17 protein-coding genes are annotated in these 21,224 nt (G+C 68.5%); 12 read left to right on the top strand and 5 right to left on the bottom strand.

Annotated elements, in window-relative coordinates:
* Complete coding sequence (locus ACFFR3_RS44570) at positions 1-441, top strand: acyl-CoA thioesterase (RefSeq protein ID WP_345408255.1); 441 nt, start codon at positions 1-3, stop codon at positions 439-441.
* A 280-nt stretch (positions 442-721) separates the two neighbouring features.
* The gene (locus ACFFR3_RS44575; RefSeq protein WP_364382612.1) at positions 722-1,432 is read left to right on the top strand and encodes an alpha/beta fold hydrolase; all 711 of its coding nucleotides are present in this window, start codon (positions 722-724) and stop codon (positions 1,430-1,432) included.
* 17 nt (positions 1,433-1,449) lie between these two features.
* On the opposite strand, the gene ACFFR3_RS44580 is transcribed toward ACFFR3_RS44575, so the two are convergent.
* The 4 genes from ACFFR3_RS44580 to ACFFR3_RS44595 all read right to left on the bottom strand — a co-directional run bounded on the left by ACFFR3_RS44580 (position 1,450) and on the right by ACFFR3_RS44595 (position 7,702).
* Positions 1,450-2,763, bottom strand: a complete 1,314-nt coding sequence (locus ACFFR3_RS44580; RefSeq protein WP_345408261.1) for a cation:proton antiporter domain-containing protein — start codon at positions 2,761-2,763, stop codon at positions 1,450-1,452.
* Positions 2,764-2,796: 33 nt separating this feature from the next.
* Positions 2,797-3,852 carry an enediyne biosynthesis protein gene (locus tag ACFFR3_RS44585; protein ID WP_379485124.1) on the bottom strand — a complete coding sequence of 352 codons (1,056 nt, stop codon included), beginning with the start codon at positions 3,850-3,852 and terminating at the stop codon, positions 2,797-2,799.
* Complete coding sequence (locus ACFFR3_RS44590; RefSeq protein ID WP_379485125.1) at positions 3,849-5,831, bottom strand: ASPIC/UnbV domain-containing protein; 1,983 nt, start codon at positions 5,829-5,831, stop codon at positions 3,849-3,851. The genes ACFFR3_RS44585 and ACFFR3_RS44590 overlap by 4 nt, the downstream gene beginning before the upstream one ends.
* A gap of 86 nt (positions 5,832-5,917) precedes the next feature.
* Complete coding sequence (locus ACFFR3_RS44595) at positions 5,918-7,702, bottom strand: NAD(P)/FAD-dependent oxidoreductase (RefSeq protein WP_364382600.1); 1,785 nt, start codon at positions 7,700-7,702, stop codon at positions 5,918-5,920.
* Between the two features lie 650 nt (positions 7,703-8,352).
* Between ACFFR3_RS44595 and ACFFR3_RS44600 the strand changes: the two genes are divergently transcribed.
* Genes ACFFR3_RS44600 through ACFFR3_RS44610 form a run of 3 tightly spaced genes read left to right on the top strand, consistent with a single transcriptional unit; the run spans position 8,353 to position 11,560 of the window.
* Complete coding sequence (locus tag ACFFR3_RS44600) at positions 8,353-9,264, top strand: helix-turn-helix transcriptional regulator (protein WP_379485150.1); 912 nt, start codon at positions 8,353-8,355, stop codon at positions 9,262-9,264.
* The gene (locus ACFFR3_RS44605) at positions 9,225-10,205 is read left to right on the top strand and encodes a DUF1702 family protein (protein ID WP_345408273.1); all 981 of its coding nucleotides are present in this window, start codon (positions 9,225-9,227) and stop codon (positions 10,203-10,205) included. The genes ACFFR3_RS44600 and ACFFR3_RS44605 overlap by 40 nt, the downstream gene beginning before the upstream one ends.
* Positions 10,202-11,560, top strand: a complete 1,359-nt coding sequence (locus tag ACFFR3_RS44610) for a cytochrome P450 (RefSeq protein WP_379485126.1) — start codon at positions 10,202-10,204, stop codon at positions 11,558-11,560. The genes ACFFR3_RS44605 and ACFFR3_RS44610 overlap by 4 nt, the downstream gene beginning before the upstream one ends.
* 64 nt (positions 11,561-11,624) lie before the next feature.
* Here ACFFR3_RS44610 and ACFFR3_RS44615 read toward each other — a convergent pair whose 3' ends face one another.
* Complete coding sequence (locus ACFFR3_RS44615; RefSeq protein WP_345408277.1) at positions 11,625-13,169, bottom strand: GMC family oxidoreductase; 1,545 nt, start codon at positions 13,167-13,169, stop codon at positions 11,625-11,627.
* Positions 13,170-13,415: 246 nt separating this feature from the next.
* On the opposite strand from ACFFR3_RS44615, the gene ACFFR3_RS44620 reads away from it, so the two are divergent.
* The 7 genes from ACFFR3_RS44620 to ACFFR3_RS44650 all read left to right on the top strand — a co-directional run bounded on the left by ACFFR3_RS44620 (position 13,416) and on the right by ACFFR3_RS44650 (position 21,115).
* Positions 13,416-14,255: an SAM-dependent methyltransferase gene (locus tag ACFFR3_RS44620; protein ID WP_364382587.1), complete on the top strand. Its 840-nt coding sequence runs from the start codon at positions 13,416-13,418 to the stop codon at positions 14,253-14,255.
* Positions 14,256-14,264: 9 nt separating this feature from the next.
* Entirely contained in the window at positions 14,265-15,818 is a 1,554-nt protein-coding gene (locus ACFFR3_RS44625) for a GMC family oxidoreductase (protein ID WP_345408282.1), read from the top strand.
* Between the two features lie 46 nt (positions 15,819-15,864).
* Positions 15,865-16,491 carry a carboxymuconolactone decarboxylase family protein gene (locus ACFFR3_RS44630; protein ID WP_345408284.1) on the top strand — a complete coding sequence of 209 codons (627 nt, stop codon included), beginning with the start codon at positions 15,865-15,867 and terminating at the stop codon, positions 16,489-16,491.
* A complete protein-coding gene (locus tag ACFFR3_RS44635) occupies positions 16,491-17,387 on the top strand; it encodes an SDR family NAD(P)-dependent oxidoreductase (RefSeq protein ID WP_379485127.1) in 897 nt (298 codons plus the stop codon). Before ACFFR3_RS44630 ends, ACFFR3_RS44635 begins: the two co-directional genes overlap by 1 nt.
* A 106-nt stretch (positions 17,388-17,493) precedes the next feature.
* A complete protein-coding gene (locus ACFFR3_RS44640) occupies positions 17,494-18,750 on the top strand; it encodes a styrene monooxygenase/indole monooxygenase family protein (RefSeq protein ID WP_345408288.1) in 1,257 nt (418 codons plus the stop codon).
* 108 nt (positions 18,751-18,858) lie between these two features.
* Entirely contained in the window at positions 18,859-19,497 is a 639-nt protein-coding gene (locus ACFFR3_RS44645) for a winged helix-turn-helix transcriptional regulator (protein ID WP_364382575.1), read from the top strand.
* 184 nt (positions 19,498-19,681) lie between these two features.
* Positions 19,682-21,115 carry an MFS transporter gene (locus tag ACFFR3_RS44650; RefSeq protein ID WP_379485128.1) on the top strand — a complete coding sequence of 478 codons (1,434 nt, stop codon included), beginning with the start codon at positions 19,682-19,684 and terminating at the stop codon, positions 21,113-21,115.
* The last annotated feature ends 109 nt before the right edge of the window (positions 21,116-21,224 follow it).

Raw genomic sequence — 21,224 nt, forward strand, 5'->3', positions numbered from 1 at the left:
ATGACGGACTATTTCGAGTACCAGCACACCGTCGGCTTCGAGGAGACCAACCTCGTCGGCAACGTCTACTACGTGAACTACCTGCGCTGGCAAGGCCGGTGCCGGGAACTGTTCCTCAAGACCCACGCACCGGACGTCCTCTCCGATCTGCAGGACGACCTGAAACTGTTCACCCTCAAAGTCGACTGCGAGTTCTTCGCCGAGATCACCGCATTCGACGAGCTGTCCATCCGGATGCGGCTGATCGAGCTGGCCCAGACACAGCTGGAGTTCGGCTTCGACTACGTGGTGACGCACTCTGACGGCATCGACAAGCTCGTCGCGCGCGGTCGCCAGCGGGTCGCCTGCATGCGCGGGCCGAACACCCGTACCGTCCCGGCCCGCGTGCCCGAGTCCCTCGTGAAGGCCCTGCAGCCCTACACGGCGGCCGTCCCCGTCTGAGCAGGGCGCGCCGCATCCGCCTGCCGGCTCGCGGATGCGGCGCCCCTCCTGGGCGTCCGGCGCGGCACCCGGGAGAGCGGCAGAGGCGGTGAAGGTTCCTTCCTGGGAACGCGCTCGCGGGGCATGATGGAGGGGTGGCGGGCCGACGATGGCGGCCCTGCCCTGCACCTCCCTGGTGAAGACGACCGAGCCCGACGTTGACCGCGTTCCCCCGTACCTCCCCGTTCCCGTACCCGGGCAGGCGCCCCCGCGCTGCCGTGACGTAAGAGAGGTGCTCACGATGACGGACTTCGTACTGATCCCCGGTGCCTGGTCGGGCGCTTGGGTATGGGATCCGGTGGCCGACGCTTTACGCGAGCGGGGGCACCGAGCGCACAGCGTCACGCTGACCGGGCTCGAACCGGACGCGGAGGAGCCGTCCAGAGTAGGTCTCGACGACCACGTCAAGGACGGGCTGGCGATGCTCTCCGGCCTCGACGACGTCATCCTGGTCGCCCACGACTACGGCGGCATGGTGGCCGGGCTGGTCGCCGACCACGTGCCGGAACAGGTCACCCACAGCATCTACATCGAAGGATTCGTGCCCCGCGACGGCCTGTCCACGCTGGACGGACTGCCCGACAACCAGCTGGCCGCAGAACGGGCGCTCATCGAGGCCGCCGGGGGGCTCTGGCCCGCCCCCGATCACGAGCTCCTGTCCGACGTGCCCGACCTCTCCGACCGGGACGCCCGCCGGCTCGCCGAACGGCTCGTCCCCCACCCGGGCCGCACGCTCATCGAGCCGGTCACCGTGAAGCACCCGATCGGCCCGGCGACCTACGTCGTCTGTGACCTCGACCACACCCATGGACTCCTGTGCCCCGCCATCCAGGCGCTGCGATCCGAGCCCGGCTGGACCTTCCGCACCCTGGACGCCGGATACTGGCCCATGGTGTCGGTTCCCGGGCAGCTGGCGGCCCTGCTCGACGAGATAGCGTTCGAGATCGCCTGAGCGTGATCTCACGGCGCTCACTCCGCCGGACCGGGCGAAGCGGCCTCGCTGAGACGGCTCTCCGGCGCGGTGCGGCCGGCGGTGGCCCGTCCGCCGGCTCTGGCGTGGGGCCGGTAGGACAGGAAAGGCCCCGCCATCGCCGTGGTGACCAGAGCCATGACGATCATCATCGTGAACATGCGGGTGTCCAGGATGCCGAGGCTGAGTCCCGCGTTCAAGATGATCACCTCGGTGAGGCCGCGCGTGTTCATGAGCAGGCCGACGGTCGTCGAGTCCGTCCACGTCATCCCGGCCGCCCGTGCCGCCGGGATGACGCCGGCGAGTTTGCCCAGGCAGGCCACGGCGATGATGGCCAGGAGCTCCACGATGCCGCTGCCGCCGAGCTCGCTGAGGTCGACGGACAGCCCGGTGGTGATGAAGAAGATCGGCATCAGCAGTCCGGTGACGTGCTCCAAGGGGATCCGCACGTGTGAGACGAGGATCTCGACGGAGTCGCGAGGCATGATCAGGCCGAAGGAGAACGCACCGAAGATGGCGTGGATCCCGATCCGGTCGGTCGTGTAGGCGGCCAGGAAGACGCCGGCGGCGATGATCGTGAGCAGTTGAGGTGAGACGCCGCCGTTGCGGCTCATGCGGCGGATCAGAACCCTGAGGAGCGGCCGTACGGCGGCCCAGAGCACGAGGGCGTACAGAGCGGAGTAGCCGAGGACTTCGAGCAGGCGCCCAGGATGGGCGGAGGTCGCCACGACCGAGACGAGCGCGAGCATGCACCAGCTCAGCACGTCCCCGGCCGCGGCGGCGGACAGCGAGATGACGCCGACGGGCGTCAGCTGTAGCCGGTGCTCCACGATGATGCGCGCCAGCACCGGGAAGGCCGTGATGGCCATCGCGGTGCCGACGAACATGACGAACGCCACCTGGTCGACCCGGTGCCCGTCGATCATGGCGTGGTTGCCGTAGAGCCAGGTGGCCAGCACGGCGCCGGCCCCGAAGGGAAAGGCGATGGACGCGAGCGAGACGCCCAGCACGGCGCGGCCGCGGGTGCGGGCGTGGCCGAGGTCCATCTCCCAGCCCACCAGGAACATGAAGAGCAGGACACCGACCTGGGCGATGGCCGACAGCAGGGGGCGGACCCCGGCCGGGAACAGGTGTGTCGTCAGCTCGCCCGGCACCAGGCCGAGCAGGCTCGGGCCGAGCGCGATGCCCGCGACGATCTCGGCTATGACCCGGGGCTGGCGCAGGCGGCGGATCAGCGGTGCGAGGGCCGCTCCCACCGCCAGCACCACCGCCACGTCGGCGACGGCCAGCACCGAGCTGGAACTCTGCGACATGATCTCCTCGGGTGCTCGTCCGTCGGTCGCCGATCACGGTTCCGCGGACACCTGCGGTGCTCGCTCCGGGCCGCGCAACCCCGGGTTCGCCGTCCCCGAGGTCAGGACCGGGTCCCTTCCTGCGACCGGGGTGGCGTCGATCGCGAGCCGGGACCGGCCGCGGTTGCGGAAGTGGTGAACCCACCAGCCCAGGCCACGCACCCCGCAGACGATCACGAGCGCGAAGAACAGGGTGTAGGTGATGTTGAACTGCATGAGGATTCCGTAGACGACCGCGACTGAGCCGCCGAACATGAACTGGGCGCGCGCCTTGAACGGCGTCGTGCCCGGGTCGGTGATCATGTAGTTGGTGAACAGGACGAACGCGACTCCGGTCATCGTGCCGAGTGCGGAGAAGAGCGCGACGTCCCAGGCCCAGTGCCGGACGAAGGCCTGGATGGCGAAGCCGCCCATCCAGCCGAGGATGAGGGGCACCTTGCGGGTGAGCATGGCGTTGAGCACGGTCCCGGCGGTGATGATGATCAACGGGATCATCAGCCTGAAAAAGGTGTTCACCTCTTCGGTGAACTCGTACGGCGGGGCGATGCTGACCCAGGAGCTGAAGGCGACCAGGACGACGGTGATGCCGAAGTTCGACGGGTTCATGAAGTGCCGCATCCGCCCGGCGATGGGCGCCTGGAACACATGCTTGCCGGCCACACCGACGAACACGCCCAAGATGATGGGCAGGATCTGGTTGTTGGCGTAGAGCAGCATGTTGACGGCCAGCGCCGTGATGTGCGCCGGGAGCAGGAACTCGTAGACGCCGCGCGGTCCCGATCCCAGGAAGCGCGGCCGGCGCCGCTGCGCCCACGCGCTGACCATTTCGAGACCGATCTCGGTCGTGTATCCCGTGAGCACGGCGATGAACGGCCATAGCCAGGGCTGTTCGAAACCGAGGAGGGTGTAACCGAAGACGTTCAGGACACTGATCGACAAGGCGAAGTTGCGCAGCGCGAGGTACCGGGGATCGGGCTTCGGCTTGGCGGGGGCGGCCGGTTCGCTCGCCGGGGCGCTGTCGCCGGTGGGGTGGTTCAGGACGGCGGTCATCGGCTGGAGACCTCCTCGGCGGAGTCGGTGAGCATGAGGCTGTGAACGCCGGGCGTGAGCGAGAGCGTCTGCTGGCGCATGGCGCCGTTGATGTCACGCCACCGCACCAGAGCGGAGACCGGGCCGGTGTGGGAGCCGAGCCCGAAGCGGACGTCGAAGCTGCGGAATCCGACATGGCCGCCACCGCCGTCGAGCTGCGAGATCTGGGTGCCCTGCGGCGTGGTGATCTTCACCGTCGCGCCGTAGGCGGGAGCGCCGATCCCCTTCAGCCCGTCGCCGGTCTCCCCCGTCCCGGTGGAGGGACGGTAGAGCTTGAGTGTGAGGGCGTTGCCGCGGTTCGGCGACTGGTTGGCGTAGAACGCCGGCGGTCCCCATTGCCGGCCCACGGCGAAGTCGAGGGTGCCGGTGCCGGTCGTGTCACCGGTGGCGACCGCGCGCGTCGGGATCGGCACGGCCAGGCCCAGCTCGGCGCTGATGTCCACGTACTGGCCTTCGGCGTTCCTGGCGTAGAAGGCGATGGCCTCGTGACCCGAGATGTCGTCGCCGGGCTCGAAGTTGGGCCACATCGCCGGGCTGCGCAGGAGTTCGTCGTTCATGGTGGCGGCCTCCTGCAGCCAGTTCCACCGGTTGGCGGTGCCCTGGACGAAGCCGGTGGTCTGGACGACTTCCCTGTCACCGCTGTTGAGGAAGTCGTCGGCCTTGACGTCCCAGCACCAGCCGGTCCAGGCCAGCCCGTACTGCTGGGCCTCCTGGGTGAACGGGGCGACACCGTCGCTGAGTTGCCGTTTCATGTCGGCCTCGTCCTTGGCCTGGTTGACGAAGACGAAGTTGCTCTCCTGCAGGCCCCACGGAACGTTGATGTTGCTGACCAGGAAGTCGAATTTGCCGGTGCGGTTCAGGTCGGTGAAGTCGACGCCCATTCCCTTGAAGGAGCCGTTCCCGATCACGAACGACTTCGGGGTCGTCGGGGAGCGCATCCCCTTGGCCTCCTTGAACCTGATGCGGCCCGGCGTCGAGTCGTTGTACAGCAGGAAGCCGTGCCCGAAGTCGTTGGCGAGGTAGATCTCGGCCAGGCCGTCACCGGTGAGGTCGGCCCCGGAGATCGCGAGCGTCCAGCCGGTGGAGTTCTCGAACGGGATCGCGTTCTTCTCCTCGACGTAGTTCGCCTGCGGATCGGTGCCCGAAGTGGCGCCGACCCAGCGCAGCACATGGGCGCCACCGGCGTTGTTGCCCGAGGACATGCTGTTGGGCATCGCCACGTTGTTGATGCCGTCGGGGTCCAGCACGTCGGAGTCGGGCCAGTAGTTCCCGATGATGATCGACGGGTGCCCGCTGCCGTCGAGGTCGCCGACGTGCACGGCATCGGTGTTCCAGCGCGCGCCGTGGTATCTGCCGTCGAGCGATTGCGAGGGTACGAGTTCCCGCGGCACGTACGCGCTCGGTTCCGGCTTCGTGGCATCCGACTTGGGCAGGAACAGGATCGGGGTGCGTCCCCAGTACATGACGAGGAAGCCGATGCGGCCGTCGCCGATGAAGTCGCCGGGGGCGCAGCCGGTCGGCGCCATCGTGTCGTCGTAGGGCAGCGGTCCCGGTTCCAGGGTGAACGGCGTGAACTGATCTTCCGCCGGCGCAGTGGGCGTGTGGGTGACGATCACCTTGTTGGTCCGGGTGTCGACGATGCACATGCCGTTCGGGCGGCCGTTGCCGGTGACGTCGTTGATGGCGACGCTGGCCCCGACTGCGGAGACCCAGGAGCGGATCTTGTAATAGGCCGGGTTGACCGGACGCATCGTGCTTTTGGGCAGCGTGTCGTAGCCGGGCGGCAGCGCGATCGGCAATTCCTGGAACTTATACTTCGTGGCCGTGTCTGCGGCGCCGGAAACCGCGACGGCGGCGCCGGCGGCCAACCACAGCGACGTACCGACCACGATGGCCAGCGCTCCCGGTACCAGCCGGCGGAGACGCTCACGTAGCCTCACTGCGATCTCCCTTCCAAGTGAACGTTCATGACGAGGTGGGCGTCCTCCGCATCGCGATGGATGGCGGTCGCACCGATGCGTACCGGTCAGGCCATGCTTCGGGGGGTGTCGGCGGCGTCGATCCCGGTCAGCTCGTCGTCGAAGGCGGCGGCCGCCTGGACCGGCGTCAGGAGGTGGCGGTGCGCCGACAGCGCCGGTGCCATGTGGCGCCCGTCGCGGTTACCGGCGAAGAAGACGTCACGCAGGGCGGACAGCGTACGCCGTCCCGACTGACGGGCCTCCCCCAGCACGAAGCCCGCGCCATCGCGTGCGTAGGCCAGCAGCGGGAAGTCGCAGTTCTCCCGGTAGATCGGATCGCCGTGACGCCGGTACCACATGACGTGGCGGGCACCTGGCAGCAGCGTGAAGGTGGCCGTCCCTGTCTTGCGGGGATCGCCGAAGCCCATGTAAGGCGGCAGGAACTCGGCCCTCCGGAACCGGGCGAAGATGCGCTGGCTCGCTTCGGCGTGGCTGATCTCGCCGGCGATCGCCGCGTCCAGGTCGGCGCGGGAGGCCTGGACGACATCGACCACACCCGGCAGATGGCTTCCCAGCACGCCCATGCGGCTCGGTTCGGTCGTTTTGTGCAGGTAGGCGGGGTCCTTGGTCTTGCGGTAGCGCATCCACAGCGACAGCGGGCCGAACGTGCCGAGCAGGCTGCCCATCACCCAATTGCGGTTCCAGGCGTTCCACGTGTCGTAGCTGGCGAACGAGTCGAACGAGCCGGACACGATCGCGTCGTAGTGGTCGAATCCGCGGTTGACCACCTCTTCCACGAAGCGGAACCGCTCGAGGTCGTAGTCGTCGTCGGCGACGGCCTTCAGCAGGGCTTCGGCGATCAGATCCACCGCGACGATGAGCACCGACATGCCGCTGGAGTACAGGGGGTCGATGAAGGCGGCCGCGTGCGGAAGCTGGATCAGGCGGGGTGCGATCAGGTGCGGCGAGGAGTACTGGATGCGGCCGGACCTGATCCATGGGCGTACCGCGTCCGCTTCGGCGAAGTGGCGGGCGATCGTCGGGTAGGCGGAGATGATCCGGCGGAACTCCTGCTCCGGCTCTCCCTGGGGGTTCGGGTGCTTGCGCCGGTCCAGCATCAGGCCCACGCTGGTCAGCGGATTGGTGGCGTCGCGGTGGTTGCTGAACGGGATGACCCACATCCAGCCGCCGTCGAAGATGTGGTGCATGGTGGACTGGCCCAGCGGCGTCATGAGGCGGCGCCGGTCTCCGGCGTCCAGCAGCAGATCGGCGCTCTTGACCCCCGTCATGTGGGTGTAGATGGCGCGCGTGTCGGTCCGGAAACGCGGCACCTCATCGCGCATGCCGAGCTGGTCGGAGACCATGGACCGCATTCCTGAGGCGTCGATCAGGAGTTTGGCGCGGTACGTACGGCCGGAGTCGGCGAGCAGTTCGACCTCGTCACCGAACTTGATCTCCGAGATGCGCGTCTGGGAGTGGAACGTCGCCCCGTACTTGACCGCCATCGCCGCGAGGTAGGCGTCGGTGTCCTGGCGGAACAGGTGCGAGTCGGGGCCGACGGGCGGGGCGAGCGTGCCGAACTGGTTGATCTCCTCGGGGCGGTTCTCCTCGCCGGCGCGGTGATACATGAAGCCGAACGAGCGCTTGACGCCGCAGTTGCTGCTGACGTGATCGCGCAGCTTGTGGAATGTGCCGATCCAGCCGATCTCCGGAACGCCGTACTTGTCGGCGACGATGCGCAGCCGCAGGCCGGTCTCCGGTATCAGCGACTCGCCGATGGTGAATCTCGGATGGCTCGCCCCCTCGAGCAGGAGAGTCGAGACGCCTTGTTTGGCAAGGATGCACGCGAGCATCGAGCCACCGATTCCCGACCCCAGGATTGCCACATCAAATCGGTTGGTCAGCATCGTTCCCCATAATTAGGACGGCTTGTGATTGGGTTTTCCGGAGAGCACCTGCGCTCACCCTGGCCAGCATGGCACCGAGGTCCGGGCTCGTCTTCTCCCGCCTTGCCGTAGCGAGAACCTAGCAACGGCGCCGGCGCATCACGAAAAGCAGACACGGCGCAATCCAGGAGCCGCCGCTAAAACTCACGGCGAATACCTGGAAGTGGCGAGCAAGCGACCTGGAGTTCCCGCAACAGGGGCCCCGTGGCGAGCCGGAACCCCCGGACAGCCTAGGCATCTCGGCCGCACACGGCTTCTTCCAAATTGCGCCCGTAATTTCGGAGATCGGCAGGCAGGGCACCATAAGAGGCGTCGGCAGGCCGCCGGCGGATCCATGCAAGCAAGTTCAAAGAAGTGCATCGGCGACCCGCGTGCGCATAATGGACGGGTCCACTCCCACAGCTACCTTGCAGTCACCGAGAGTGTTTTCTCGAGAGATCGAACGACCGGATCAATAACTGTTGAGGTGTCGTACAAGCGATCACACTGATGTTTCCAGGGGACGGGGTTCTGTGAAAGAGATCTGTCGAGAGGCCGTCGAGCGTTCCATAACTATGATGTGGCAGCACTACGGTGAACCGTTGTCCCTGGACGACATCGCCGACAGCGCCCAATTGAGCAAGTTCTACTTTTCCCGGGTCTTCCGCTCCGTCACCGGCACGTCACCGAGGCGTTTCCTGAGCGCGATCCGCTTGTACAGCGCGAAGAGCCTGCTGCTGGAGACACCGATGAGCGTCACCGATATCGCCTACATGGTCGGGTACAACAGCCTCGGGACGTTCACCACCCGGTTCCGCCAGAGCGTCGGTGTGACGCCGGCCCAGTTCCGGACGTTGTTCCGCAGCGGCACGCTGTCGTTCCTGCCGCCCAGGATGGACGCGGGACAGGCATCCGGCGAGGTGCACGGCAAGATGGTCCTGCCGCACAGCAGCACGCCGCTCCGCGTCTACGTGGGAGTGTTCAGCAGCCCTCTCGTCGAGGGCATGCCGATCTCCTGCGACATCCTCGACAGCCCCGCCGACAGCTGCCGCGTGCGCGAGTACCGGCTCGGCTCGGTGCCCGCCGGCCAGTGGCACGTCCGGTCCGTCGCCGTCGCGATGCGCGGCGACGACATCGATCCGCGGCCGTGGGCCAGGCCCGGCTTCGTGGGTGATCCGAAGCCGTTCACCATGCGGGCCGGTCAAAGCATCGAGCTCGACATCCCGATGCGCGGCGTCGATCTCACCGACCTGCCGATCTTGCTGGCGCTCCCGGAGCTCGACCAGCGGGGTCTTCCCGAGCCCGAGCCGGCCGTGCACCACCTCGGGTTCACCCCGGGCCGGCTGCAGCGTCACAGCGGTAAGCAGGGCGCGGGTCCGCTGAACTCCCGGGCCGTGAGATCCCGCCCGGGCTTGCCGCCTTCAGGTGATCCGCTGAAAGGAGCGGGAAATTGGCCAGTGCGTGGCGCGCGCTCAGACGCCGCATCCTGACGCCGAACAAGAAGGAAGCGCAGCTTTCCGTCCGCGGGTTCCACGCGAAGGACGCCGCCGCACGGACGATGCTGGAGACGACGGGCGAGATGTTCCTCACCGGTTACGCCTATGCCGCCGAGGCACGCCATCCGGCGCAGGCCGAGGCCCGTCTGGAGCTGATACCGCCGCAGTATCGCGGTTTCGCCTACGAGGGTGCCGGCATGGGCTTCGCGATCCGCGACGGCCTGCCGTTCGGAGGCGGGCTGGTGCGCCGCTTCCTGCAGGGCAAGGGCAAAGACCACGTGTACATGGTCTATGTGGGAATCGGCTGGGCCCTCGCCCGGCTGCCCCGGTTCCGCTGGGCCAGGGCATCGGCCGCGGCGGCCGATCCCCTGCTGCGCTGGCTCGTGCTGGACGGCTACGGATTCCACCAGGCCTACTTCCACACCTACCGGTACGTGCGCCGGCAGTACCAGGAGCCGGACTTCCCCTGGCCCGCCGGAGGCCCGGCCTGGTACGCCGGCCGGGTCATCGACCAGGGCATCGGGCGGGCCATCTGGTTCGTCGGAGGAGCCGACCCCGACGTTGCCGCCGACCTGATCGACGCCTTCGACGAGAGCCGGCGAGCCGATCTGTACAGTGGCGCCGGCCTGGCGGCCACCTATGCGGGCGCGGCGGACGAGGCAGAGCTGCGCGCCTTCCAGCGGCGGGCCCGCCACTATCTGCCGCACGTCGCGCAGGGCAGCGTGTTCGCCGGCGCCGCCCGTTTCCGGGCCGGTCTGGTCATGCCGCACACCACGATGGCGGCCGGCCTGCTGTGCGGCATCACCCCGGAGCAGGCCTCCGATCTGGCCGATTCGAGCCGCGCTCAGCGTTTCGAGGTCTCGGACGTCCCCAGCTACGAGCTGTGGCGGCGGCGCATCGTCTCCGGTCTCGCCGATCTGGAAACCGCGCCATGACCACGACGAGGCGACCGGCCGCCCGGGGCGGCCGCCGGCTCCCCGGGCCGCCCCGTACCGCCACCCTGGCCGTCCTGGGCAAGATGATGCGCAGCCGGCTCGAAGTCATGGCCTGGGCGGCCTCCCGGTACGGTGACGCGGTCCGGCTGCCGCTCGGCCCCAAAACGCTCTACTTCTTCAACCACCCCGATCACGCCAAGCACGTCCTGGCCGACAACGCGGGCAACTACACCAAGGGGCTGGGCATGGTTCACGCCCGGCGCGCTCTGGGGGACGGGCTGCTCACGAGCGAGGGAGAGCTGTGGCGCAGGCAGCGCAGGACGATCCAGCCGGTCTTCCACAGCAAGCGGATCGCCGGTCAGCTCGGCGCCATCGCCGATGAGGCCGAGCAGCTGACGGCGCGGCTGCGCGCCCGCGGCCGGGTGGACATGCGCGAGGAGATGACCTCCTTCACGCTGGGCGTGCTCGGGCGCACGCTGGTCGACGCCGACCTCGGCGAGTTCGACTCGATCGGCGCCTCGTTCGAGGCGGTCCAGAACCAGGCGATGTTCGACGCCCTCACGCTCGGCACGGTGCCTCTGTGGCTGCCGCTGCCCCTGCAGAGCAGGTTCCGGCGGGCCAGGCGCGACCTGCAGCGGATCGTGGACAAGCTGGCCACGGATCGCGCGGCCATGCCGTCCGGCGCCGACATCGTCTCGCGGCTGATCGAATCCGTCCGTCACGAGAGCGACCAGCGGGCCGGACGCGTCCGCATGCGAGATGAGCTGGTCACCTTGTTGCTCGCCGGCCACGAGACCACGGCCAGCACGCTGACCTGGGCCTTCCACATGCTGGATGAGCATCCGCAGGTATGGGAGCGGCTGCACGACGAGGCCGTCGAGGTGTTCGCCGGCGGACCGCTCACCGTCGAGAGCCTGCACGCCCTCACCTACACCAAGCAGGTCCTGGACGAGACGATTCGCCTGTACCCCCCGGTCTGGCTGCTGCCGCGGATCGCCCGCGCAGCCGACGAGATCGGCGGTTACCCGGTCCCGGCCGGAGCGGACGTGCTGCTCAGCCCTTACCTGCTGCACCGGCACCCCGAGTTCTGGAGCGCGCCGGCCCGTTTCGACCCTGATCGCTTCACCCCTCTGGCCTCAGCGGGCCGGAACCGCTACTCCTACATCCCGTTCGGCGCCGGGCCGCGTTTCTGCGTCGGAAACAACCTCGGCATGATGGAGGCGACCGTCGCGCTCGCGACCATCGCCCGTGACCTGCGGCTGACCAAGAGCCCCGGCTTCCGGGTGACCGGCGAGGCGATGCTGACCCTGCAGATCCGCGGTGGCCTGCTTATGACCGTGCGGCGGGTGCGCTGAGGCCGATCGGCTGAACATCGAACCGGCCGGGCGGAAGATCCGCCCGGCCGGTTCGGCGTGTTCGCTAGGTGCGCAGCCAGTCCGCCGTGCGCTCTCCGATCATGATGGAGGTGAGGTTGGTGTTGGCGCGGACGGTGCCGGGCATCACCGAGGCGTCGCAGACGTAGAGGGACTGTACGCCGTGCACCCCGCACCGCTCGTCGACGACCGTCGACGGGTCGGCGGCCGGGCCCATGCGCGCCGTCCCGACCGGGTGGTAGGCGCTGTCGATGCTGGTCCTGACGTACTGCCGCATCATGTCGTCGTCATCGATCATGGCCTCGCGGAGGATCACGAAGCTCTGCCCCAGCTTGCGGATGCCGGGGTGGTCGGCCAGGCGCCAGCAGGTGCGCACCCCGTCCACGAGGAGGTCGAGTTCGCGGCCGTCGTCGCCGAGGAAGTTCAGGTCGATTTCCGGCGGCGCCAACGGGTCGGAGGAGGTCAGCCTGAGGCTTCCGCGGGAGCGGGGCCGCTGCGACACCACCATGACACCGAAGATCATGGTGGTGCCCGACAGCATCTGCAGCTCGGGGAAGTGGGTCAGATCGAAATGGTTGACCATGTAGTACTGCAGGTCGTTGGTCTCGTCCGAGCCGGCCGCGGTCGTACGCAGGATCTGCTGCAGGAACGGCACCGACGGGTCGCACGCTCCGGGGTTCGGGGTGAGGAACGCGCCGGTTCGCTGATGATCGACCATGTTGGCGCCGACGCCCACGAGGTCGACGAGGCAGTCGATGCCATGCCGCAGCAGCTCCGCCGCCGGGCCGATGCCGGACCTCATGAGGATCATCGGTGACGCCACGGACCCGGCCGCCAGGATCACCCGGCGTGCGCTGATCGTCTCGTAGCCGCCGCCGGTCCGGCCGGCCACCACGCCGGCCGCGCGGCCGCCCTCGAAGACGACCCTGTCGACGATCGTGTTCGCTCTGATGTCCAGGTTGGGGCGGCCGCGGGCCGGCGCCAGGTAGGCCATCGCGGTCGTGACCCGATTCGCGGCGTCCCGGCGATTCGACGGAATGGGCCCGACGCCGGTGGACTCGGGGTGGTTGTGGTCCTTGGCTTCGGGGAAGCCGGCCTCGAGGCAGGCCTCGACGAATGCCGACTGCGCGGGGAGCAGCTCGTCCGGGCGCCAGCGGCGAATCGGGTACGGGCCGCCCTGCCCGTGATACTCGCCGCCGAAGTCCAGGTCGTCTTCCAGACGCCGGAAGTACGGCAGCACCTCCTGCCAGGACCAGGACGGGTTCCCGGCTCTCGCCCACTGGTCGTAGTCGTCGGGGATGCCGCGCAGCGCGACCGTGGCGCCGACGGCCGACGAGCCGCCGGTCACCTTGCCGCGTGGGAAGCGGATCCGGCGGCCGTCCCGGATGTCGGCTCTGAACTGCCAGTCGTGGTCGCTGAAGGACATCGCGTTGCCGGAGCGGATGTCGACCGGAGTCTCCTGTGGTGTCAGGTAATCCGGGCCGGCCTCGAGGAGAAGAACGCGGCGGGCCCCGTCCTCGCTCAATCGTGCGGCCAGCACGGCGCCGGCCGAACCGGCGCCGACGACGATGTCATCGTACTGGGGCGTCATAGATGATCCTCGCTGATCAGGGCTGCGGATGGCGCGACGCGCAACGGTGGCCACGTCGCTTCTGGACGGGGGGCGTCTGTCCTGTTGAGCGTCGCATCGGCCGGACCGGGCGGACTACTCCCGCGTTGCCCGGCACCGCCGGGCGGGCTGGGCACGCAGAGAGAAGCCCTCGCCCCCGCTGGAGCGGCACGCTGTCTTCGTCAACGCCGCGAGCTCCGGCACCGGGGCGCGTAAGGAGGCTTCAGCATGCGAGAGGGCCAGCCGACGATGAAGGATCCGGGCCACGCTCCGGCCGGCGTGAACCCGATGATCCCCAACACGGCGAGGATCATGGATTATCTGCTCGGCGGGACCGAGCACTACGCACCCGACCGCGCCATCGGCGACAACGCGTTCGTCAACTGGCCGGGCGAGACCGGCGGCATCGAGGGAGTGCGCGTCGACTTGCACGCCGCGCGCGACGCCCTGGGCCGGATCGTCGGACATCTGGCGGGAGAGTGCGGCATACGGCAGTTCCTGGACCTCGCCAGCGGGCTGCCGACCATGGGCAACACCCACCTGGCCGCGCGCGCGGTAGCGCCGGGCTGCCGTGTCGTCTACGTCGACAGCAACCCGTCCGTCGTCGCGCACGGGCAGTACCTGCTGGCCTCCGACCCCGACACAGTGTTCCTGGAGGCCGACTTCAACGACCCCAAGGACATCCTCACCCGAGCCGCCACCACGCTCGACTACTCCCAGCCGGTCGGACTCGTCCTGTTCGGGGTGCTCCACTTCGTCGACGACGCCGACGGCCCCCAGCGGATCCTGGACGACCTGCTCGCCGCGGTGCCCTCCGGCAGTTACCTGGCGCTGTCCCACTTCGCCAAAGACGAGGCGGACACGGCGATGAACGCGATGCTCACCGAAATGGACAAGCAGACCGGTGAGGCAGTGACCCGGCGGACCCGTACCGAGGTCGAGCGGTTCTTCGACGGCATGGAGATCGTGGCGCCCGGCGTGGTGGAGACCGAGCTGTGGCGACCGCCGGCCGGCGCCTCCGGGCCCAAGCCACTGCCCATGTGGTGCGGACTCGCCAGGAAGCGTTGAGGAGCACTCATGTCGCCGTGGAAGGCTTCTGACGTTGACGACATCGTCGTAGGGGCGGGCAGCGCGGGCGCCGTGCTGGCGGCACGGCTGAGCGAGGACCCGAGCCGCCGGGTGCTGCTGATCGAGGCGGGACCACACTATCGGGCGACCGGGACCACCCCGCCCGACCTGCTGGACGCCAACACGATGTCGCTGGTGCATCACAGCTGGGGCTTCACTGCCCGGCTCACCGGGGACCGCCGCGTCATGTTCCCGCTCGCGAAGGTCACCGGCGGTTCCTCGGCCGTGGGCAACACCGTCGCGATCCGGGGCACGCCGCACGACTACGACGAGTGGGCGTCCGCCGGCAACCCGCTGTGGTCCTGGCAGAACGTGCAGCCGTTCTTCCGGTCCCTGGAGGACGACCTGGACTTCGGCGACCGCGCATGCCATGGTCGCGGCGGCCCGGTGCCCATCCGGCGGTGGCGGCCGGAGGAGCTGACCGAACTGCAGCAGGAGTTCCGCGAGGCCTGCCTCGCCGCCGGCCACCCGTGGGCCGAGGACCACAACCACCCCGACTCAACCGGAGTCGGGCCGATCCCGTCGAACCGCCGCGATCCGCTCATCCGCATCTCAACGGCGATGTCGTACCTGTGGCCGGCCGCCGAGCGCGACAACCTCACGATCCTGCCCCGCTCCAGCGTCGACCGGGTCGTGTTCGAGGGGGATCGTGCGGCGGGCGTGGTCGTGGCCATCGACGGCGGCGCTTATGAGACGATCCGCGCGGGGCGCGTGATCCTGGCGGCCGGAGCGATCAGCTCGCCGGCGATCCTGCTGCGGTCAGGCATCGGGCCCGCGGAGGAGCTGCGTGCCCTCGGCATCGACGTCCGGCAGGATCTGCCCGGCGTAGGGGCCGGGCTGACCGACCAGCCGCGCATCGGCGTCTTCATGACGCCCAAGCCGGGCTACGAGAACGAGGGCAAGTCGACCGGCCAGATCGTGACCCGCACGACCGCCGACCGCTTCAACGACCAGTACTACGCGGCGGTCAACCGCTTCGACCTCACCCACCACTTCCCCGAACTGCGGCGGGTCGCCGGGGCCACAGCGGTGTTCGGCGTGATGGTGGTGCTGCGCCGGCAGTTCTCGCGCGGCCGGGTCACTCTCGCCTCCGCCGACCCGTACATCGCGCCCGCCGTCGATCTGGGATACCTGTCCGACGAGCGCGACTACGGCCTGCTGGCAGACGGCGTCCGAGGCTGCTGGGAGCTGGCGAGCTCACCGAAGATCCTCGACAAGGGTGAGCAGCTGGTCGCGGTCGACGAGCGCATCATGGACGACGACCAGGCCCTGCGCGACTACATCGAAAAGGGCGTCGACAGCGCCTACAACCCGGTCGGCACCGCGCGCATGGGCCCGGCCGGCGATCCGGACGCGGTGGTCGATCAGCACTGCGCCGTGCACGGAGTGGACGGCCTGCACGTCGTGGACGCCTCCATCATGCCCAGCATGGTCTGCGCGAACACGCACCTGTCCGTCGTCATGATCGGCGAACGCGCGGCGGCGTTGCTGCGCGATCGCTGACCCGGGGAACGCGCTTCGGCCGACAGAGGAGAAGAGGGGTAGGCAGATGGATTCGAACGCAGGGGTTCGCGTTCCGCTGATCGACGAGGCGGACGCGACGGGACGGCTGTCGGAGCTCTACGAGCGAGCCAAGGAGGTGACCGGACTGGACTTCGTGCCCGACATGTTCCGGCTGGTGTCCTCCAGGCCCGAACTCCTGGAGACCATGCTGGCCGGCTACAACGGCGTGTTCAATCACGGCCGGCTACCGCGGCAGACCAGGGAACTGATCTCCGCCTGGACCTCGAGAGTGAACCAGTGCCCGTATTGCGTCGGCACGCACAACTTCTTCCTTCAGGTCTTCGGCGGCTCCAAGGAGCTCGCCGACGCGATCGAAAGGGCGCAGTCGCCCGACGACCTGCCGGTGGACGAACGCGAGCGGGTGCTCCTGCACCTGCTGACCAAGCTCAGCGTCAGCGCCTATCGGATCACGGACGCGGACTGGCAGCACGCCCTGGACGCCGGCTGGACGGCCGATGATCTGCTCGAGGCGTTCTTCTGCGCGGCCCTGTTCAACTTCATCACCCGCCTCGTCGACGGGCTCGGGCTCGGCACCACCGTGAAACGGAGCCGCATCTCGCAGCAGAGTGTGCCGGACGCCTCCGCGACGGTCACGGCCGTCGCGGCCGACTGATGCCGGAGCCCATCATGCAACGACCATCGCGCGCGGTCCTGATCACCGGTATCTCCTCGCTGAGCGGCCTTTCCTCCGGAACCGGACGAGCACTGGCACTGCGGTTGCACCGGGCGGGATGGCCGGTCTACGCCGGCGGCCGCAGTCTGGAGGGCCTGAAAGACCTGGAGCAGGAGGGCATCACCACCCTGCGGGTCGACGTCACCGACGAGAAGTCGATGGTCGAGGCGGTCGACTGGATCACCGCCGAGCACGGCGCGGTCGGCGTGCTCATCAACAATGCCGCCTACAGCCTCAACGGCACGATCGAGCAGACCCCGATGGACTCGGTCCGCCAGCAGTTCGAGACCAACGTCTTCGGCCTGTCCCGGATGACCCAGCTGGTGCTCCCGGGCATGCGGGCGCAGGGAGCCGGCCGCATCGTCATCATGTCCTCGATCTTCGGGCTCTTCGCCACGCCGGGGCGGGGCTACTACGAGGCCACCAAGCACGCGCTCGAGGCGATCGGTGATTCGCTCCGGCTGGAGGTCCATCGCTTCGGCATCAAGGTCGTCGTCGTCGAGCCGTCCCCGATCCTCGGCGCGTTCGTCCCCACCACCGTGGGCGACCTAGGGCTCGCCCCCAGCACCGACGAAGAGGATCCCTACGGCGATTTCTGGGAGCGATTCGTCGTGTGGCACGGAGCGTACCGGGAGGTCGAGCATCCCAAGGGCCGAGGCCGGATGTCGCTGCGCGCCGACCACGTCGCGGCCGTCATCGAAAAAGCGATCAGCGTACGCAATCCGCGTATCCGGTACCGCATCGGCATCCCGGTACGGCTGCTCCGCCCGCAGCGGGTGATCTTCGGTGAACGAGCCTGGGAAAAGTTTGTACGGACCTTCTTCCCCACGCCGTAGCCGGTGCTCACGACAGGAGGACACAGGGACATGACACAGGGACATGACACAGGGACATGAAGGACGCGGACGAGTCGTCGGCCGCCATCAGAGAAGGTGACGTGGTATGCGCAGGATACTGATCGTCGGCGCCGGGCAGGCCGGGCTGCATCTGGCGCTCGGGCTGCAGCAGCACGGATATGACGTGACCGTGGTGTCGGCGCGCACAGCCGGGGAGATCGAGCACGGCAACGTGATGTCCACGCAGTTCCAGTTCGACAGCACGCTCAGGTACGAGCGCGACCTGGGGATCTTCTTCTGGGACGGGCAGCCGCCGCACACCCCTGGCACCCGTTTCATGCTGGGCGGCGACGGTCCTGCTCCTGCGCTCGAGTGGAGCGCCCCGCTGAAGAAGCCGGGCGCCGACATCGACCAGCGGGTCAAGATGTCGCGCTGGCTCCGGCTGTTCGAAGAACGCGGTGGCAACGTGGTCATCCGGGCCGCCACCGTCTCCGACCTCGACAGGTGGGCGGCCGATCACGATCTCGTCGTCGTCGCGGCCGGCAAGGGCCCGCTGGCCGAGCTGTTCGAGCGCGACGCGGCCCGTTCGCCTTACACCCGGCCGCAGCGCATGCTCTCGGTCGTCTACGTCAACGGCTTCCAGCCCGATCCGGCCGGCCCCGGCGATCATTCGGTGGACTTCCATCTCCTGCCGGGACGGGGCGAACTGATCGTGATGCCGGCGATCACCACCTCCGGTCCGTGCCACATCCTGTTCTTCGAGGCGATACCCGGCGGCGCGCTGGACGTGTTCGGCGACGTCTCCTCCCCGCAGGAGCATCTGGACCGTTTCGTCGAGCTGCTGGAGCGGCATGTGCCCTGGGTGTGCGAGCAGTACGGCAAGCTGGAGCTCACCGACGCGGGCGGCACGCTGCGCGGCGGCTTCGCCCCCACCGTGCGGCGGCCGGTCGCGACGCTGCCCTCCGGCGGCCGGGCGCTGGGCATGGGCGACGTGGTCGTCGCCAACGACCCCATCACGGCTCAAGGGGCGAACATGGCCGCAAGGTCCGCGGCCGTCTACCTCGACGCCATCATCGAGCACGGGGATCGGCCGTTCGACGGCACGTTCATGGAAGGTGTCTTCGAGACGTTCTGGGTGCGGCACGGACGGGTGACCACCGAGTGGTCGAACATGGCGCTGGCGCCGCCGCCCCCGCACGTGCAGGAGATCCTGGGTGCCGCGAGCCGGTTCCCGGCGATCGGCGATCGCTATATCGCGGGGTTCGACGACCCCAACGACTTCACCGAGTGGTTCCTCGACCCTGACAAGGCGGCCGCCTACCTCGCGGAGGTCGCCGGCGCCGCTGCCAGGCCGGTCCGCTGAAAGCCGTCCGAGGCCGCGGGCCCTGCCGATGGCACCAGGACAGGGGTGCGCTGTCAGCCCTTTTATCGTGCGCAAAGAGGCATGAACATGACGGAGTATCGTAGCGGCATGGAGAAGAGGCGCAGCTACGGCGAGGGATGCCCGGTGTCCCATGCGCTGGATCTCGTGGGTGAGCGCTGGGCGCTCCTGGTGGTTCGCGAGCTCATGCTCGGGCCGAAGCGCTTCAGCGATCTGCGCGACGGCTTGTGCGGCGCCAGCTCTAACATCCTGACGAGACGGCTTCGCGATCTGGAGGGAATCGGCGTGCTGCGCAGGCAGCGCGCCGGTGTCCCGGTGAGCACGACCGTGTACGAGCTGACCGATTGGGGCCGGTCCTTGGAGCCGGTCCTGTTCGCTCTGGGCAACTGGGCGGTGATGTCGCCGTGGTGGGACAAGCACGCCCCCTCGACCGTCGACTCGCTGCTGCTGTCGTTGCGCTCGCAGGCTCAGTTCTTCTTCCCCGGCGGCATGCCCGTCACCGGTGTCTGCGACATGCGCGTCGGCGACGACCGTTTCACCCTGCGCTTCGACGAGGCGGGGCTGGCCATCGCGCGCGCTGCGGCCTACGAGGCCGACGCACTCGTGCAGATGGACGCCCGCACGCTGAAGTCGCTCGTCAATCGCGACGAGACGCTCGACGACGCCATCGCGGCGGGGCGCGTGCGGCTCGAGGGTGACGACCGGCTGATCAGGACCGTGATCAAGTAGTCCGGTCGCCCCACCGGGCCGGGTCATCGAAGGGGCATGTTCGCCACACCGATTGGCGTGACGTTGTTGCGCGTGTTCGGCGGCCCTCTGTAGGCTCACAGGTGCAAAAATTGAAGTAGCTAGTTGAAAACGCGAACCTAGTTTCGCCGCAGTGCAGAACCTTCATCGGAGGAGTTGGCACGCCATGGCATCCGCTGACACCGGAGCAGCCGCGCCGCACAAAGGCTGGACCCTCGTTCTCAGCTCGGTCGGCGTCTTCATGACCGCCCTGGACACGCTTGTGGTGACCACCGCCCTGACCGAGCTGCGGACCAGCTTCCAGGCGAGCCTCAGCGCCCTCGAGTGGACCATCAACGCCTACGTCCTCACCTTCGCCTGCGTCCTGCTGCTGATGGCCGCGCTGGCCGACCGGTTCGGCCGCCGCAAGGTGTATGCGATCGGGCTCGTCATCTTCGCCGCGACGTCGGTCGTGGCGGCGCTGTCACCGAACATCGGCGTGCTCATCGCGGCCCGCGCCGTGCAGGGGCTCTCCTGCGCCATCCTCATGCCCGTCTCGCTCACGCTGATCAGCGACGCGTTCCCGGTCGAGAAGCGGGGCACGGCCATCGGCACCTGGGGCGCGGTCTCGGGTCTCGCGGTCGCGATCGGGCCGGTGTTCGGCGGCGCCATCGTCACCGGCCTCGACTGGCACTGGATCTTCTGGGTCAACGTCCCCATCGGCCTGGTGGCCGCCGTCCTGACGCTCACGCGGCTGACAGAAAGCTACGGGCCACGCCAGTCACTCGACCTGTACGGGCTGGCGCTGGGCAGCGCCGGCTCCTTCCTGCTGGCCTGGGGGCTGGTGCGAGTCAGCAGCGTCGGCTGGGGACACGTGCAGGTGATCGCGTCGCTGATCGCCGGCGGGGTCGTCCTGGCCGTGTTCCTGGTGGTCGAGGGCCGCAGACGCGCACCGATGGTGCGCCTCGACCTCTTCCGCAACAAGGCGTTCAACGCCGCGAGCTGGGTCAACTTCTTCATGTACGCGCCGCTGTTCGGGGCCTTGTTCCTGATGGCCCAGTTCTTCCAGGACGGACTTGGCGACTCCCCGCTCATGGCCGGCCTTCATCTGCTGGCCTGGACGGGTGTCTCCATGTTCATCGGGCCCGTCGTCGGCCCCTTGGCCGACAAGTACGGCAACCGGGTGTTCATGGCGATGGGCATGGCCTTGCAGGCGATCGGGTTCGGCTGGGTGGCGTTCACGGTCGAGCCGGGGATGAGCTTCGGTGAGATCCTCGGTCCGCTGCTGGTCGCCGGCGTGGGCATCGGCATCGTCTTCCCGACGGTCGCCAACGGCGTGATGACCTCGGTCGGCCCGAACCAGATCGGCATCGCCTCGGGAACCAGCGCGACGCTGCGAGAGCTGGGGGGCGTCTTCGGGGTCGCGCTCACCGCGAGCGTCTTCGCCCATCCGGGCAACTACACCTCCCCCGCCACCTTCATCTCCAGCTTCGGCGACGCCATGTGGTTGTGCGCGGGCCTTTCCGCGGTGGGCGCGCTGATGTCGCTGGCGTATCCGGCGCACAGCGCCGTCCAGCACCAGATGCACCGCCTGTCGGAAGAACCGTCCGTGTCGTCGTGACCGGCGAACGGCCGCACCTCAACGACAGAAGGAGGGCTGAAAAACTTCCCCATTCTTTCGAAGTCCATTCCCAGCGCCGATGAATTCCGCATCTGTGAAGCGGCCGTCC

Origin of the sequence: Nonomuraea salmonea, assembly GCF_042428605.1 — a bacterium.
Classification (GTDB): domain Bacteria; phylum Actinomycetota; class Actinomycetes; order Streptosporangiales; family Streptosporangiaceae; genus Nonomuraea; species Nonomuraea salmonea.